The following is a 16,461-nucleotide window of genomic DNA, read 5'->3' as shown; positions in this document are numbered from 1 at the left end:
CCGGTCTTTCGAAGCGGGGCCTGCGATGCGGCTCAGGACACAGGCCGGGCGCACTGACTGCTCAGACGGCCCTGAGGCGGCCGGAGTCCCTGCCGCCGCCCTGCGTCTGGAGCCACGCCGCGAAGCGGTCGGGCGACAGCGGCCTGGAGAAGTAGTAGCCCTGGCCGGTCTCGCACTCCATCGCCCGCAGCTCCTCGACCGTCTGGTGCGACTCGATGCCCTCGGCCACCACCGCGACCTCGAAGTGCCTGGCCAGGCCGAGGACCGCCTTGACGATCGCCCGGTCGTCGGCGTCGGTCGCCATGCCCTGCACGAACCGCAGGTCGATCTTGATCTCCTGGATCGGCAGCCGCCGCAGGTACGCCAGCGAGGAGTAGCCCGTGCCGAAGTCGTCGACCGACAGCCGCACGCCCATCGAGTGCAGCCGGTCCAGCACCGGCGCGAGCCGGGCCCGGTCGGCGGCCATGTCGTTCTCGGTGATCTCGAACGTCAGCCGCTCCGGCGGCACCGCGTGCCGTTCGAGCAGCGCGGCCACCACGGCGGGGAAGTCCGCGTCGGCGAGGGTCCGCGGCGAGAGGTTCACCGCCATCGGCAGCGGCCCGTCCTCCCTGGCCCATTCGGCCGAGCGCCGCAGCGCCTCGGCCAGGACCATCTCGGTGAGCTGCTCCAGCTGGCCGGTGCTCCCGGCGATCGCGATGAACTCCTCGGGCGCGACGGGCCCGTACGTCGGGTGGGGCCACCGGACCAGGGCCTCGGCGCCGGACAGGGCGCCGTCGGCGAGGCTGACCTTGGGCTGGAAGTGGACTTCGAGCTCGTCGCGGTCGAGGGCGCGGCGCAGGTCGGCGGCGAGGCCGATGCGCCGCAGGCTCTCGGATTCGAGGCCCGAGTGGTAGGTCTGGACGCCGTCGCCGGCGTCCTTGGCCTGCCTGGTGGCGGTGTCGACCCGCTGGAGGAGCTCGTCGGCGTCGGTGGCGAAGTCCGGGTGGGTGACGACCCCGACGGCGGCCGAGACCTCGACGGCGACACCGCTGAACTCGAACGGGCCCTGCACTTCGGCGCGCAGCAGCCGGGCGGTCTCGGCGGCGGCCTCGGTGGAGGGCAGCCGCGTCTGGAGGATGAACTCGTCGGAGTCGATGCGGCCGATGAACGAGGCGTCCGGGGCGTGGGCGGTGAGGCGGCGGCTGAACTCGGCCAAAAGCGCGTCCCCGGCCTCGTGCCCGAGGGCGTCGTTGATCTCGTGCATGCCGTCGACGTCGAACATGAGCACGGCGACGACCTCGCCGGGGACGGTGATCGCGAGCGCCTCCTGGAGGGCTTCGAGGCTGCGCCGCCGGTTCGCCAGCCCGGTGAGCGGGTCGTGGTAGGCGTCATGGCGGAGCTGGTCGATCAGGCGGGTGTTGTCGACGGCGACGCTGACGTGGGCGGCGACGGTCTCGAGGAGTTGGAGGTCGACCGGGCCGAAAACGGACAATTCTCCCCCGATGCGGTCGGCGACCGACAGGCATCCGTACACGTCGTCGCCGGATCGCAGCGGTACCAGGATGGCGCAGCGCAGTCCGGCGGACTCGAGCTCGTCGCGCTGCCGGCGGCTGCCGTGGCGCAGATCCACCAGGAGCGGTTCCTTCGTGTCGATGACCGACCGCTGGAGGCTCCCGGGGACCGGGTCGAGGTCGGTGAGGCCGTGGTCGTCGACCGATGAGGTCAGCCGGATCTCCGGGTACCGCCCCCCGGCGGGCACCCAGACCGTGGCCGATTCGGCGGAGAGGATCTCGCGGAGGCGCCCGAGCACGGCGTCGATGAGCCGGTTGGAGCGGACCGAGTCGGCGACGAGCTGCGTGAAGTTGTTGAGTTCGCCGAGGATGTGGCGCTGGCGGCGGAGCTTCATGTAGCTGCGGGCCAAGACGACGATGGTGAGCAGCAGGAACGCGACGGGGATCACGGACCACACGGTGGCCTCGATGAGGACGAGGAAGATCAGGCCGACGCAGGCGGCCATGACGGGCCCGGCCAGCGTCATCGCGAACCCGACCCAGGCCCTGATCATGCTGCTCCATCCGCCGATGAGCAGGAGCAGCAGCGAGATGAGGATCGTGGTGACGAATCCGACGAGGACGACCGCGCCGACGATGATCAGCCAGGTGCGGGGGTCGTTGGCGTTCCCCAGGCCCGTGTACTGGACGACCGCCGCGGCGGTGGCGGCCCCGAAGACCGACATGCCGATGTTGAACAGCGGCTTGAGCAGCCCGAAGTCCTTGCTGCGCAGGTACCGCCCGGTGTAGTAGATCAGCGACGCCACGACGCGGACCATGACGATCCAGAACGGCGGCAGGTAGAACAGCGCGAGGACGAGCGGGATGTCGGCCAGGTTGAAGGAGATCCGGAGCCCGCGGAAGTGCTGCTGCACCAGCAGGTTCTGGGCGAGCACGAAGCAGGCCGCGAACATCGCGACCTGGAGGATCGGATAATCCTGCGGCGGACCGAAGTAGACGAGCGCCGCCACGTCGGTGGCGACGAGCAGTGCGGTGAGTGCCCATGGCAGTACCCGGCCGATGAGCCGCGGGTACCGATCTCGGATCACGGGCACTCGCCTTCATGACACTGCGCCTGAATCAGGCGACGTCTCCGGAGTTGCCGCCCTGGGGAGTGGCAACGGCCACATCACCAGAGTTGTCCTGGGGGGCGACGAGCGCCACGTCGCCGGAGTTGCCGCCTTGGACGGTGAAGGCCACATCGCCGGAGTTCGCGGACGCCGCCGAGGCGGTTCCGGCAACGAGGCCCATGGCGAGCAGCCCTGTCGCTGTGGCCGCAGCGAGTCGCTTAAGCAGTCTGACCGGTTTCACGAGGCCTCCCGTGAGTTGCTGAGTTTTGTATGTTCAAGGGGACCGTACAGCCCATCGTGCCACAGTCCTCTCGCACTTGGAAAGTCCTGCCGACGTGAACCTCAGGCCATTTCTGGTTCAGCCGTACGGGTGAGTACGACTCGCATCATTCTCTCCGATGGCCGAAGCGCTCTTGTCGACGGGTCCGGTCATTGCGACCGAAGCCCTTGTGAAAAGGCCCGCTCCACCAGGGGATGTGAGCGCCTTTCGACCCTGGTGATCGCTCACATCGGCAATGTGTCCGATCGCCAGGGTGACCCCCATCCCTTGCGGGCGAACGCTTACCGATCCGCCGCTCCCGACACACCGACCGGTGACGAATCTCGCCCGGCCGCTCGGCGCGACGCTACGGTGATCCGATCGCAAGGCTCACGTTCGGGCAAGCCCCCGGGTGCTCCCCGGCGATGAGCGCCGCCACGGCCCCGGAGGACCGATGTCCGAAACCGGACGGGCGGGCGCGGAGACGATCCGGCGCCACGCCACCCGGCCGCATCGCATGCGAGGCCAGCACCGCGCCTCGTGGGCGGCCGAACTCGCCCCACTGGTCGACGGGACGCAGCGCCGCTACACCGCGGTCGTCGGCTCCGCCGTCGCCGCCTCGTCGATCGTCGCCCTCGCCAGCGCGGCGGGGCTCCCTTCAGGAGAACCCGACCCGGCCGCCTCGCAGGCGGTCGCGGACATCGCCGCGATCGCCGAGGAGACCTCCCGCCCCGAGGCCGTCGCCGCCCCGGCTCCCAGCGGGCAGGCGCCGACCGCCCGGGCTCCCGCCGTCGAGGCCCCCGGCGAGACGGCCGCGACCCCACCGGCCGAGACCCGAGACGAGCAGCGCCACTCGCCGATCGACGCCCAGCCCGCGCAGATCGAGTGGCGGCCGATGCTCGACCACATCGACATCACGTCCCTGTTCGGGCGGCGGTGGGGCCGCAGCCACAACGGGATCGACCTGGCCGCGGCCATCGGCACGCCCGTCTACGCCGCCTACCCCGGCACCGTCGAGTACGCCGGGTGGGAGTCGGGGTTCGGGAACCTCGTCGTCATCGACCACGGCGACGGCGTCGAGACCTACTACGGGCACAACTCCGAGGTCCTCGTCGCCAAAGGCCAGCAGGTGGACGCGGGCACGGAGATCGCCAAGTCGGGCAACACCGGGTTCTCGCTCGGCCCGCACGTCCACTTCGAGGTGCATGTGAACGGCGAGCCGGTGGAGCCGATCGGCTACCTCGAATCGGCGGGCCTGGAGCTGACTTAGAGCTTCGCGACGGGAGCGAGCCGCAGGATCACCCATTTCGGCTCGCCGTCGCCGAAGTCGATGCGCGCCTGGGCCCTGGGCCCCGAGCCCTTGAGCTCGACGACGCGGCCCATGCCCCACTTGTCGTGGGTGACCCGGTCCCCCACCTCCAGCGACGGCACGTCCGCCGGGTTGCGCACGGTGATCGGCTGCCCGAACGACGGCGTGCGGCCCTTCGCCGGGCGCGGCGGCGGCGCGGCCTCGGTCCATTCGATCAACCCCGACGGAATCTCGGAGAGGAACCGGCTGGCGGCGTAGAACTCCGGCTGCCCGAACACGTTCCGCGTCCCGGCGCGGGTGACGTGCAGGTGCTTGCGGGCGCGGGTGAGGCCCACGTAGGCGAGGCGCCGCTCCTCCTCCAGGTCGCCCGGCTTCGACATGGAACGCTCGTGCGGGAACAGGCCGTCGTCCATGCCGGTGAGGAACACCGTGTCGAACTCCAGGCCCTTCGCGGTGTGGAGCGTCATCAGCGTCACCACGCCGCCGTCCTCGGCCTCGGGGTCGGGAATGGAGTCCGCGTCGGACACGAGCGCGACGTGCTCCAGGAAGGAGGCGACGTCGGCGTTCATGTCGGGCTCCTCGTCGACCGGATCCGAAGCGCCGCGCACGACTTGCTCGGTGAACTCGTGGGCGACGGCCACGAGCTCCTGGAGGTTCTCCACGCGCCCTTCGTCCCTGGGGTCGTTGCTCTGCTCGAGCCCTTCGAGGTATCCGGTGTCGGCGATGAGCTTGTCGAGGACCTCCTCAGGACCCGCCGTGCGCGCCAGTTCGGTGGCCGCGTCGAGGATCTCGCAGAACCGCTTGATGCCACCGCGGGCGCGCGAGGAGACGCCGACGGCCTCGTCGACGCGGCGCAGCGCCGCCGGGAAGGAGATCCGGTGCCGGGCGGCGAGCGCCTCGATCTCGGCGACGGCGCGGTCCCCGACGCCGCGCTTGGGCACGTTGACGACCCGCTGCGCCGAGACGGTGTCGTCGCCGTTGACGGTGAGCTTGAGGTAGGCGAGCAGGTCGCGGACCTCCTTGCGCTCGTAGAACCGCACGCCGCCGACGACCTTGTAGGGGATGCCGCGGCGCACGAACACCTCCTCGAAGGCGCGTGACTGCGCATTCGTCCTGTAGAAGATCGCGACGTCGCCGAAGGAGGTCTCCCCCGCGTCGGCGAGCTCGTCGATGCGGCCTGCGACCCAGGCGGCCTCGTCGTGCTCGTTGTCGCCGGTGTGGCCGAGGATCGCCGCCCCGGCGCCCTCGTCGCTCCACAGGCGCTTCTCGCGGCCGCGCTCGGTGTTGTTGCGGATGACGCCGTTGGCGGCGTCGAGGATCGTCTGCGTGGAGCGGTAGTTCTGCTCCAACAGGATCGTCTTCGCGTCGGGGTAGTCGCGCTCGAACTCGATGATGTTGCGGATGGTGGCGCCGCGGAAGGCGTAGATGGACTGGTCGGCGTCGCCGACGACGCACAGCTCGGCGGCGTCCTCGCCGGTGCCGACCAGTTCGCGGATGAGGACGTACTGGGCGTGGTTGGTGTCCTGGTACTCGTCGACCATGACGTGGCGGAACCGCATCCGGTAGGAGCGGGCGACCTCGGGGAAGGCCTGGAGCAGGTGGACGGTGGTGCCGATGATGTCGTCGAAGTCGACCGCGCCGGCCAGGCGCAGGCGCTCGTCGTACTGGGCGTAGACGTCGGCGATGAGGCGGCTGCGGGCGTCGTCGGCCGCGGCGGCGGCCTGTTCGGGGCCGATGAGCTCGTTCTTGAACCGGGAGATCTCGGCGGCGAACCAGCGCGGCGACTGCTTCTTGGAGTCGAGGCCGAGCTCCTTGACGATCTGGGTGAGCAGGCGGCGGGCGTCGTCGGTGTCGTAGATCGTGAAGCTCGACTTCCAGCCGAGCCGGTGGGCCTCGCGGCGCAGGATCCGCAGGCACGCGGAGTGGAAGGTCGAGACCCACATGGCCCGCGAGCGGGGCCCGACGAGGGCGTCGACGCGTTCGCGCATCTCGGCGGCGGCCTTGTTGGTGAAGGTGATCGCCAGGATCTCACCGGGATGGGCGCCGCGCTCGGCGAGGAGGTGGGCGATGCGGTGGGTGAGGACGCGGGTCTTGCCCGATCCCGCCCCGGCGACGATGAGCAGGGGGGAGCCGGCGTGCTCCACGGCTTGTCGCTGCGGTTCGTTGAGGCCGGTCAGCGGGGATTCGGTGGCGTCGTGACTCATAGGGGGTCAATTATGCCGCGCGGGGTACGACGACCCGGCGCGGCATGAGCCCGGGCGGTTCAGAGCGGCCCGCGCCCCGCCCTGAGAATGAGCATGGCGATCTGGGTGCCGTCTTCGCCGAGGGCGGTGCGGTACTTCTCCAGGATGGCGCGCTCGCGGTCGAGGACCAGGCGGGTCCCGCCCCCGGCCATGCGGATCTCGCCGACGCGCTTGGACAGACCGGCGCGCTCTTTCCAGAGGCGGACGATCTCGGCGTCGAGCGCGTCGATCTGGCCGCGCAGCTCGCCGAGCTCGTCGGTCCCGGTCTGGTCGGCAGTGGTGGTGCTCATCAGGGCTTCTCCTTGTACGTTTCGGATCGCATGTCCGGGTTCGAGCCCTGGGTGCGCAAAAACCCCGGGCTCATCGCCCGGGGCTGTAGGTCTGTGGTCAGCGCGACGACCTACGGCTCGGACGATCCGTGCCGTAGTAAAAGTAAAATCGCGCGTTCTGATTCACGTCGGCAATTATGCCACACGCCCGCCGGTGACACCAGCGGGCGTGTGGGCTTTGTCGCATATTCCGTGTCGCGGGCCCTGCTCAAGCGCGTGCGGCCCGCGCGCGGGATCGGCTACTTGTCGTCGTCCGAGCCCCAGTCGGCCCCGGCGGTGGCGGCGCGGCGGCGCATGAGCACCAGCGCGGCGACACCGGCGAGCAGCACGGCGCCGCCGATGCCGGCGACCATGGTGAGGTTCGTGCCGGTCTGCGGCAGCTGCGGCTGCGCGGCCGGGGTGGTGGCGGGGACGTCCTCGACGGCGATCTCGAACTCGAGTTCGGCGGCGAGCTCCTCTTCGTGGGACTCGGCCAGGATGAGGTTCTGGCCGGGATCCTCCTCGTCGTTGACCGGAACGAAGACGCGGCCGACCGGCGTCGTCCAGATGACCGAGTCGGTGGTGAGCGCGACGGGTCCGGACTGGCCTTCGTCGAACTTGACGTAGAAGGTCTGACCGTCGACGAACTCGGTGACGGCCTCGCCGTTCTCGTCGACGATGGTGGCGCCCTCGGGCTGCGCGAAGGTGACCGAGCCGAGGTTGGTGGAGACGGTGAAGGGGCCGTAGGTGTCGCCCTCGACGACCGCTTCGGAGTCGTCGGTCTCGAAGTACGGGTCCATGTCGGGCTCGTCGACCGGCTCGGTGGCCCGCAGGTAGTCCTTGATCTTCGTGACGGCGTTGTCGACGCCCTGCCCGCCCTCGGTCGGGTCGGCGTCGGGGGTCCAGTCGTCGGTCAGCGACCAGATGGCGGCCTGGGTGCCGGCGTAGGCGACCTGGGCCTCGTTGAAGTCACCGAGGTCCTCGCCGGAGGCACCGGCGGCTTCGATGAGCTCGGCGGCGTTGGAACCGTTGTAGCCGGCGAGCAGCACGCCGAGCACCTCCGGAAGGTTGTCGACGCCGACGGCCTCCCAGGTGCTCTCCACGTGGTCGACGTCCTCGTTCATGCCCACATTGATCTGGATGCAGTAGACGAGGCGGACGTCGCCCTCGTTCAGCTTGAGGCCCCGCAGCTGGGCCCTGACGTCCATGTTCTCGCCCGGGATCTCCCCGTTGAGGGTGATGCCTTTTTCAATGAGCTGGTAGGTGCCGGTGACAGCGGTGGGAGCCGCCTCACCGTCCTGCGCCAGCGCGATTCCGCTGGTGCCGAGGCCGAGCGCGAGTCCCGCGGCAGCGGCCAGCGACCCTTTCAGGGCTTTTTTCATCATCTGTTGAAGTCCCTTTTGTTTTCCGGGGAATTGACGCGTTGGTTCTGCATACGACACGCTAGTGACCTCGCGCCGGTTGCACTAGACCCGGTTTCGTCACCGAAACGGTACCGATCAGGGGTTTTGCCTGGACGGCAAGGGATCTCGGCCGGTCCACATGAGGGACGACACTGTAACGATTCGGCATCGATGTCCGTGGGACGCCCGTCGGTGACGCGTGGACGCTCTTGGGACGCAAGAGCCGGGGCCGAAGCGCAGTCCCGCTTCGGCCCCGGCGCACCATGCGCCCGATGCAAGTGAGTGAGCCGCCGGAGCGTGCCCGGCCGCGAACCCGATCGGCATGCACTGGACGGCGATGCTCTGGAAAGACGGGCTCGAACGCTCCGGCGGCAGCGGGGCTCGTGCGTCCCCGCGTCTGTCGGGTCTAACCGGCGGCGGACTTCCGCTTCGCCAGGGCCATGACGGTGGAGCCGCCGATGAGCAGCGCCAGCCCGGCGGCGAAGACCACCGTGAGATTCACGCCGGTGGTCGGCAGTTTCGGTTGGGCCGCTTCGCTGGCGGACTCAGTGGGGTGCTCGTCCTCGGGCAGTTGGAGCGCGAAGGCCCACTCGGCGGGGATGTCGGCCTCCCGCGGCTGGGCGAGGATGAGCATCTGCGAGGCGACCCGGTTGGACTCCTCGACCTCGGCGGTGGGGTCGGCGATGAAGACCCGGCCGACCGGGAGGTCGTAGGTGCCGTGGGCGGTGATGGTGATCTTCTCCGAGCCCTCGTCGAGCACGATGGCGAACTGCCCGCCGTCCTCCAGCATGTCCACTTCACGGCCTTCGGCGTCGACCAGCGTGCCGCCCTCGGCGCTCAGCTCGACCGGCCCGGCGGTCGAGCGGATCGTGTACGGGCCGAACCTGCCGTCCGCATAGGAGGCTTCCTCGGCGCCGTCGAGTTCGATGTAGAACTCCGAGGGGTCGGGGACGCGCCCGGCGTTCGCCGTCAGGTACTCGTAGACCGCGGCCACGGCCGCGCTCTGCTCGTCGCTGCCGCCGATGACGGCGTCGTCGGTGTCGAGCTTGAAGCCGTCGGTGAAGTGCCAGACGGCGGCCTGCGTCCCGGCGTAGGCGACGCGGGCGGTCCCGGTCTCGTCCCAGTCCGCGTCGGACTCGGCGTCGGTGGTCGCCAGCAGGTCCTCGGCGGTGACGTTCGGGTAGCCGTTGAACAGGACCCAGCGGACCTTCTCGAGGTTCGCCACGCCCGAGGACTCCCAGTCGCCCTCGGTGTAGGGGCTGGTGTGGTCGAGCTCGGTGCGGATGTCGATGCAGTAGACCTGGAGCGTCTCCTCGCCGCCGCGCGGGGTGAGCCCCAGCATGTTCGCCCACGTGTCCCACTGCTCGGCGCCGAGGGTGCCGCGCAGTTCGAGGCCCTCGTCGACGACGATGTCGCCGGTGACCGGCTCGCGCTCGTCCTCTTGGGCACTGGCCGCGCCCGCGGGGACGAGCGCGGTCAGGGCCGCGGCGGCGAGCGCCGCGAAGGGGGCGAGTCTCGGGTGTCGTCTCATCGTTCTTCCGTCCTCCTGGAGCGGTGGGGTTGTGGTCCGCTTGCTACGAAGGGAAACGAGACGCTCGCGGCCGAGGCGCGGCCGCTCATACGAATGATGCTTGGAATTCACCGAAAGTACGATGCCAAACCGGTGCATTGAATGCTTTTCACCACTGCCGCCACGGCGCTTGCCGCAGGCATCGACCGGTCCCGGCAGCGCCTGGAGGGCGGGCGGGGCGCTCTATAGTCGGGGGCATGCCGATCTCGAAAGCCGCGGCTCGCGGCATCACCGACGAATTCAGCCGCCGGCGCGGCCCCAAGAGCGGTCTCGTCGTCGACGCCGCCTGGGGGAACCCGGTGCTGACGGCGGCACTCGAGGCGCTCATGCCGTCCGACCGGCTCACCGTCGTCGCCGACCGTTCCTCCACTTCGGATCTGCGTGCGGCGCTCGACGCCGAGGGCTCCTGGACGGCCGGGAACGTCACCGTCGTCGACGACCTGGCCGACGCCGAGGCGGCCGAGCAGGTGATGCTCGCCGCGCCCGTCACCGTCGAGGCCGAGGCGTTCATCGCCGACATCGCGACGCTGCGCGCGAAGGTCGTCCCCGGCGGCGTCCTGTCCTTCGCCGCGACGCTCACCGCCCCGGCGCGCGAGGAGATCGCCGAACTGGTCGCCGAGTACGGCATCGGCACCGACCTGGTCGTGCGGTCCTTCCCGCCGCTGCGGATCCACAAGCTGCGCATCGGCTCGGCCGATGCGCACGCGGCCGCGCCGCGGGGCGTCGCGCCCGCCGAGGACCTCGCCCCGGCGTGGCGGGCCTCGTCGGTGCCGCTCACCCCCGGCATGCACCTCGACTCCAACGGCATGATCATCGGCGGGGCACTGCTCGGCGCGGCGTGGGCGACGAAGCGGATCCGCCCCTCCTCCAAGGCGTGGCTGGTCCCGGCCGCCGCGGCCCTCCCGGTCGCGGCGTTCTTCCGCGACCCGCAGCGCGAGGCGGACCTGCGCGGCGAGGACGACGAGCCCGAGGCGGTCCTGGCCGCCTCCGACGGGCGCGTCATGGGCGTCGAGACCGTCGTCGACGAGCGGTTCGGCGCCGCCACCGGCACCGCGGGCGCCGAGTGGCTGCGGATCTCGGTGCACCTGTCGCTCCTGGACGTCCACATCAACCGCGCCCCCGCCGCGGGCGAGGTCGTCGACGTGTTCCTCGAGAAGGGCGGGTACGCGAAGGTCTCGGCGCCCGAGGCCGAGCACAACGCCGCCTGCTACACCGTCCTGGCCACCGCCCGCGGCCGCGTCGTGGTCGCCCAGCGCACCGGCGCGGTGCTGCGGCGGATCGTCAACCGCACCAAGGTCGGCGCGGCGCTGGCGAAGGGCGAGCGGTACGGGCTCATCAGGTTCGGCTCGCGCACCGACGTCTACCTCCCGGCCGGTCTCGCCGACGCGGTCTGCGCGCCGGGCGAGCCGATCCGCGCCGGAGAGACCGTCATCGCCCGCTGGCGTTAAGCCGCTCTGGGCGGCGTGGCCGCGAGCTTCGTCAAGTCCACCACCTCCAGGGCGTCCTCGACCGCCGCCGACAGCGGCAGGTCGGCCAGCACGCCCGCGTCGAACCAGCGCGACTCGGACGTGGAGCCGCCGGCGGCCTCGACGACCTGCGCGGCCGAAGGGTCGGCGACCGTCGCCGAGTAGATCGCCCGCACCCCGTGCCAGTCGAGCGGGTAGCCCTCGGGGCCGATCGCGCGGCGGTGGCGGAACGAGGTGACGTTCAGCAGCGCGCCGACGCTGGCGTCCTGCCCGGTCTCCTCGTAGATCTCGCGGAAGACCGCCGCTCTGGGCGACTCGCCGAAGTCGACGCCGCCGCCGGGCAGGTGCCAGGTGCCGCCGCCGGGGTAGCCCTCGGCGATGCGCGCCAACAGGATGCGCCCGGCCGCGTCGGCGACGACGCCGTAGGCGCCGAAGCGCTGGCCCCGGCGGCGGCGGCCCTTCTTGGCCTTGGCCGGCGGCGTGGGCCGCAGCTCGGTGGGCGCCTTGTCGACGCGGCCCGCGAGCCGGTCGTCGGCCAGGCCGAGGCACGCCGAGACGAACGGCGAATGGGTCTCCTTGGCGGCCGTGGCCGGGTCGACCCATTCGAGGGCCTCGCCGTCGGGCCCCGAGGCCGGGCCGCCCTCGACGGCGACCTGATAGAGGATCGCGTTGGTGTGCGTGCCGCGTCTGGCGACGGCGACCGCCTCGAGCGGTCGCAGGGCGGCGACCTCGAAACCGGTGTGCGCGGCCACCAGGCGCTGGGCCGCGCTGGCGGGGGGCTCGCCGTGATCGATGACGCCCCCCGGCAGATGCCAGGGGGCCGCCTCGCGTCCTGTGCGGTTTCGCCGGGTCAGAAGGAGCCGGCCGCTCTCGTCACGTACCTCCCCGTACGCAGCTATCCGGAATTGCATCCCTCAACTGTACGACCTGATCATGGGATGTCTATCGCCATTCACCGGAGGGCGCTACTCCCACTCGATCGTGCCCGGCGGCTTGCTGGTGACGTCGAGGACGACCCGGTTGATCTCGGGCACCTCGTTGGTGATCCGCGTCGAGATCTTCGCGAGCAGCTCGTACGGCAGGCGCGACCAGTCGGCGGTCATGGCGTCCTCGGAGGTCACCGGGCGCAAGACGACCGGGTGGCCGTAGGTGCGGCCGTCGCCCTGGACGCCGACGCTTCGGACGTCGGCGAGCAGCACCACCGGGAACTGCCACACCGAGCGGTCGAGCCCGGCGGCGGTCAGCTCGGCGCGGGCGATCGCGTCGGCCGCGCGCAGCAGGTCGAGGCGCTCGCGCGTGACCTCGCCGACGATGCGGATGCCGAGCCCGGGGCCGGGGAACGGGTGGCGCCAGACCATCGCCTCGGGCAGGCCCAGTTCGATGCCGATGGCGCGGACCTCGTCCTTGAACAGGGTCCGCAGCGGCTCGACCAGGTCGAACTGGAGGTCCTCGGGGAGCCCGCCGACGTTGTGGTGGCTCTTGATGTTCGCGGTGCCGGTGCCGCCGCCGGACTCGACGACGTCGGGGTAGAGCGTGCCCTGGACGAGGAACTCGATGTCCTTCTCGGCGGCGATGTCGCGGGCGGCGGCCTCGAAGGTCCGGATGAACTCGCGGCCGATGATCTTGCGCTTCTCCTCGGGGTCGGCCACGCCCGCCAAAGCGTCCAGGAACTGCGCCGAGGCGTCCACGCAGCGCACGTCGATGCCGGTGAGCTGCGCGTAGTCCTTCTCGACCTGCTCGGCCTCCCCGGCGCGCAGCAGGCCGTGGTCGACGAACACGCACGTGAGCTGGTCGCCGACGGCGCGGTGCACGAGCGCGGCCGCCACCGAGGAGTCGACGCCGCCCGACAGGGCGCACAGCACCCGCTTGTCGCCGACCTGCTTCTGGATCGCCGCGACCTGCTCGTCGATGATCTGCGCGTTCGTCCACGACGGCACGATCCCGGCGATGTCGTGCAGGAAGTGGCGGATGACGGCCTGGCCGTGCGGCGTGTGGGCCACCTCGGGGTGGTACTGGACGCCGGCCAGGCGCGCCTCGACGTTCTCGAAGGCGGCGACGGGGGCCCCGGCGGTGGCGGCGACGACGGTGAAGCCCTCGGGTGCCTCGGTGACCGAGTCGCCGTGGCTCATCCACACCGACTGCCGCTCGGGCAGTCCCGCCAGGAGCTTGGAGGAGGCGGTGACGTCGAGCTCGGTGCCGCCGTACTCGGAGGTGCCGGTCCTGGTGACCGTGCCGCCGAGGGCCTGCGCCATCGCCTGGAAGCCGTAGCAGATGCCGAGGACCGGCACGCCAGCTTTGTAGAGGGCCTCGTCGACGTGCGGGGCGCCGTCGGCGTAGACGCTGGAGGGGCCGCCGGAGAGGATCACGGCGGCCGGATGCTTCGCGAGCATCTCGCTCGCGGGCATGTCGGAGGGCACGATCTCCGAGTAGACCTGGGCCTCGCGGACCCTGCGGGCGATGAGCTGCGCGTATTGGGCCCCGAAGTCGACCACCAGCACCGGTTGTTGCATGCGGTCAAGGGTAACCGGTCGCAGCCGTCACACCACGGGGCGCGGCGGGGCCGATAGCCTGGCGGTGTGGTCAATCCCGGGGTCGCCGAGTCGCTCAGGCGCGTGGGCCGCGACCTGCGGTCCTGGACCGCGGGCGAGGCCGCGCCGGTGCTCGCCGCGCGCGCGGCCGCCGGGATCGCCGCCGCCATGCTCGTCGTGCAGCTGCTGGGCCTGCCGGCGTGGGGCGAGTCCGCGATCATCGGCGCCTGGCTCGGCGGCGTGGGGCTGCTCACGCCCGGCACGCGGACCGAGCCGGGCGTGCCGCTGCTGATCGGCCTGTCCAGCGCGGGCGGGCTCCTGCTCGGCTCGCTCGGGCACCCGGTGCTCCTCGTCGCCGCGGCGGCGGTGTACGCGCTGGTGCTGACGTTCATCAGCTCGATCTCCCAGGCGACGGGCGTGATGCTCACCGTCTCGGGCATCCCGTTCTTCCTCGCCGACGACCTGACCGAACACGCGGCGCCGTGGGCGGCGGCGGCCGCAGTCTGCGCGGGCGCGGCGGTGCAGGCGCTCGGGGCGCTCTTGCCGCCGCGCTACCGGTGGGCGCACGACCGCGGCATCCTCGCCGGGGCGTGGCTGGCCCTCGCCGACGAGGCCGAGGCGCTGGCGGGCGACCCGAACGCGCCCTTCGCGACCGAGGCGCTCGCCGAGGCCGCCAGGGAACTCGACCGGCGCCGGGCCCTGCCCGCGTCGGTCAAGGAGGCGCGCGCCCAGATCTACGCCGTATCGGCCGCGATCGGCCGCGTCGCCTCGGCGCGGGCCCGCGCCGACGCCCGCGAGGCCGACACCGTCGCCTTCCACTCCGAGGCGCTGCTGCTGGCGGCGCGGCTGCTGCGCCACTTCGCCGACGAGATCACCGCCCGCTCCCCCGCCGCGCTCGACTGGGACGAGCTCCTCGAAGGGCTCGCGCGGCACCCCGTCGCCACTTCCACCGGGACGATCCCGACCGAGATCAGCGGCCTGCTGCGGACGCTGCACGACACCGAGGGGTACGCGAGCCGCATCGCGACCGGCTCGGACGACGTCATCGCCGACCCGGCGCTGGCCTACGCGACCGGGCAGGCCCGCGAGGCGTTCAGTCGGCTGCGCGGGCGCCTGCACCGGAGGGACCCGGTGGTGCACCATTCGCTGCGCCGCGCGGGCGTCATCGCGTTGGCGACCGGGCTCGGTTTCGCCTGGCCGAGCGATCACGGCTACTGGATCCCGCTGACGGCGTGGATCGTGCTCCAGGCGGACTTCGCCGGGACGCTGACACGGGGCGTGACGCGAGCGCTCGGCACGTTCGGCGGCGTTGTGGCCGCCTCGCTGCTGAGCCTGGTGGTGCCGCACGAGCCGGTGTGGCTCAGCCTCGCGGTGCTGGTCTTCTCGTTGCTGGCCTATTGGGTGCGGCCGGTGTCGATGCTGGTGTTCGCGGCGGCGGTGGCGGCGTTCACGGTGTTCCAGATCGACCTGTCGGGAGACGACCCGCTGCTGGGGGCGCTGGACCGGGGCGTGTCGACGGCGATCGGGGCGTCACTGGCGATCGGGTTCTACATGCTGGCGCCGACGTGGCAGACCCGGCGGCTGGGCGACCTGCTCGCCGAGCTGGTGAACGCCTACAGCGACTATGCGCGTCTGGCATTGGACCGGCAGGCCCATCCGGGCGACTACGACGCGAAGCTCATGCACGCGGTGATCGACGCGGTGCGCGCAAAACGGGCGGCACTGGCCACGGCGGCGGACCAGGCGAAGGCCGAGCCGGTGACGAGCGTGAGCCCGCTGTCGGCGGACGCGCTGGGAGCAGAGGAGGCACTGTCGCGGGCGGGCAGGGCACTGGTGGCGGTGAACGCGAGCGTGAGCAAGGACGAGGCAGCGGCATTGCCAGGGGTGGAGGACTTCGCGGCGGCGGTGGAGGCCGCCTACCGAAGACTGGCGGCATTGGCGGCAGGGGCGCCCTCGCCGGGCCCGGTGGACTTGAGCGAGGCGGCACGGCGTTTGGACGCCGAACTGGCCGAAGGGGATAAGGAGACGAGGACCCGCAGGAACGTCATGCGCTGGGAGTTGGACAACCTCGTAGAGGCCCTGGATGACGCGGGGTTGCTGATGGCAGGCTGGAACACGGCCTAGAAGGAACCCGGCGGTGGCTGTGCGGATTCCGCGGCGGCGTGGATTCCGCAGAACGGCAAAGAGCGGCAGAGGACGCCTGGGGAGCCCGGCAATGGTCGTTGGTGCGCTGGCGGGGTCCTGCTTGTACATGGTTGTTGTGCGTTGAGGCGGCGACAAAGACGCGGAGTGCTCACCTGGGCCCCTTCGGCAGTGAGGTGATCGTGAGGCCGGCTTCAAGCGGGCAGCGACAAAGGCGGGAGTGGAGGGGCGGGGTGGGTCCTCGAAGACGGCACGCCGCTGCCTCAGCATCCTGAAGCTCACCACCCCGTTCTGGGGAGTTGCTACAGGTGGACCGCACTGTTCCGGGGAGTTATCCACAGGTCCCGCACGCCTTCGCCGGGAGTGGTCCACAGGTCCAGCGCACTCTCCGCCGAGGAGTTATCCACAGGCGCAGAAACTTTTCCTTGACCCGTTTTCGGCCCTCTGTCAGGCTGGCGAGGACTTTCGTGGTGTGCAGGACGGCGGCGGGTGGGTACAGAGGGGCGGAGTAGCGCCCCGGCGCCCCGCGGGCGCCCCGAGCAGGGTTACGAGTCGAACACCACTGCTCACCTACCACCGACTATCGCCCGCCGAACAACCCATCCCTCGACCACTACCGCCTACCGAGCACCAC

The 16,461-nt window shown here is 71.1% G+C and carries 11 protein-coding genes; 3 read left to right on the top strand and 8 right to left on the bottom strand.

Going from position 1 to position 16,461, the window contains the following annotated elements; translation table 11 throughout:
• Positions 1–61: 61 nt before the first annotated feature.
• Positions 62–2,578 (bottom strand): putative bifunctional diguanylate cyclase/phosphodiesterase, encoded by a 2,517-nt coding sequence (locus H613_RS27365; protein WP_156926096.1) that lies wholly within the window; start codon positions 2,576–2,578, stop codon positions 62–64.
• Between the two features lie 31 nt (positions 2,579–2,609).
• Positions 2,610–2,780 (bottom strand): hypothetical protein, encoded by a 171-nt coding sequence (locus H613_RS31025; protein ID WP_156926095.1) that lies wholly within the window; start codon positions 2,778–2,780, stop codon positions 2,610–2,612.
• 532 nt (positions 2,781–3,312) lie between these two features.
• On the opposite strand from H613_RS31025, the gene H613_RS31780 reads away from it, so the two are divergent.
• The gene (locus H613_RS31780) at positions 3,313–4,128 is read left to right on the top strand and encodes a M23 family metallopeptidase (RefSeq protein ID WP_051393496.1); all 816 of its coding nucleotides are present in this window, start codon (positions 3,313–3,315) and stop codon (positions 4,126–4,128) included.
• Here the strand turns inward: H613_RS31780 and pcrA are convergent.
• From pcrA to H613_RS0117365, 4 genes are all read right to left on the bottom strand, one after another.
• A complete protein-coding gene (pcrA, locus tag H613_RS0117380) occupies positions 4,125–6,371 on the bottom strand; it encodes a DNA helicase PcrA (RefSeq protein WP_026924803.1) in 2,247 nt (748 codons plus the stop codon). The two genes, H613_RS31780 and pcrA, sit on opposite strands and share 4 nt — an antisense overlap.
• 59 nt (positions 6,372–6,430) lie before the next feature.
• Positions 6,431–6,700, bottom strand: coding sequence for a chorismate mutase (locus H613_RS0117375; RefSeq protein WP_026924802.1), 270 nt, complete (start codon positions 6,698–6,700; stop codon positions 6,431–6,433).
• Positions 6,701–6,978: 278 nt separating this feature from the next.
• Positions 6,979–8,103 (bottom strand): Cys-Gln thioester bond-forming surface protein, encoded by a 1,125-nt coding sequence (locus H613_RS0117370; RefSeq protein WP_026924801.1) that lies wholly within the window; start codon positions 8,101–8,103, stop codon positions 6,979–6,981.
• Positions 8,104–8,527: 424 nt separating this feature from the next.
• Positions 8,528–9,652 (bottom strand): Cys-Gln thioester bond-forming surface protein, encoded by a 1,125-nt coding sequence (locus tag H613_RS0117365; RefSeq protein WP_026924800.1) that lies wholly within the window; start codon positions 9,650–9,652, stop codon positions 8,528–8,530.
• Between the two features lie 236 nt (positions 9,653–9,888).
• On the opposite strand from H613_RS0117365, the gene H613_RS0117360 reads away from it, so the two are divergent.
• Entirely contained in the window at positions 9,889–11,139 is a 1,251-nt protein-coding gene (locus tag H613_RS0117360; RefSeq protein WP_051393495.1) for a phosphatidylserine decarboxylase, read from the top strand.
• On the opposite strand, the gene H613_RS27355 is transcribed toward H613_RS0117360, so the two are convergent.
• Entirely contained in the window at positions 11,136–12,068 is a 933-nt protein-coding gene (locus H613_RS27355) for an NUDIX hydrolase (RefSeq protein ID WP_084546726.1), read from the bottom strand. The two genes, H613_RS0117360 and H613_RS27355, sit on opposite strands and share 4 nt — an antisense overlap.
• A gap of 54 nt (positions 12,069–12,122) precedes the next feature.
• Positions 12,123–13,667, bottom strand: coding sequence for a glutamine-hydrolyzing GMP synthase (guaA, locus tag H613_RS0117350; RefSeq protein ID WP_035738450.1), 1,545 nt, complete (start codon positions 13,665–13,667; stop codon positions 12,123–12,125).
• A gap of 66 nt (positions 13,668–13,733) precedes the next feature.
• On the opposite strand from guaA, the gene H613_RS32435 reads away from it, so the two are divergent.
• Positions 13,734–15,809 (top strand): FUSC family protein, encoded by a 2,076-nt coding sequence (locus H613_RS32435; RefSeq protein WP_035738448.1) that lies wholly within the window; start codon positions 13,734–13,736, stop codon positions 15,807–15,809.
• Positions 15,810–16,461 lie beyond the last annotated feature (652 nt).

The organism is Glycomyces arizonensis DSM 44726 (genome assembly GCF_000482705.1).
Taxonomy (GTDB): Bacteria; Actinomycetota; Actinomycetes; order Mycobacteriales; family Micromonosporaceae; genus Glycomyces; species Glycomyces arizonensis.
This window is presented reverse-complemented; position numbering and strand designations above follow the sequence as displayed.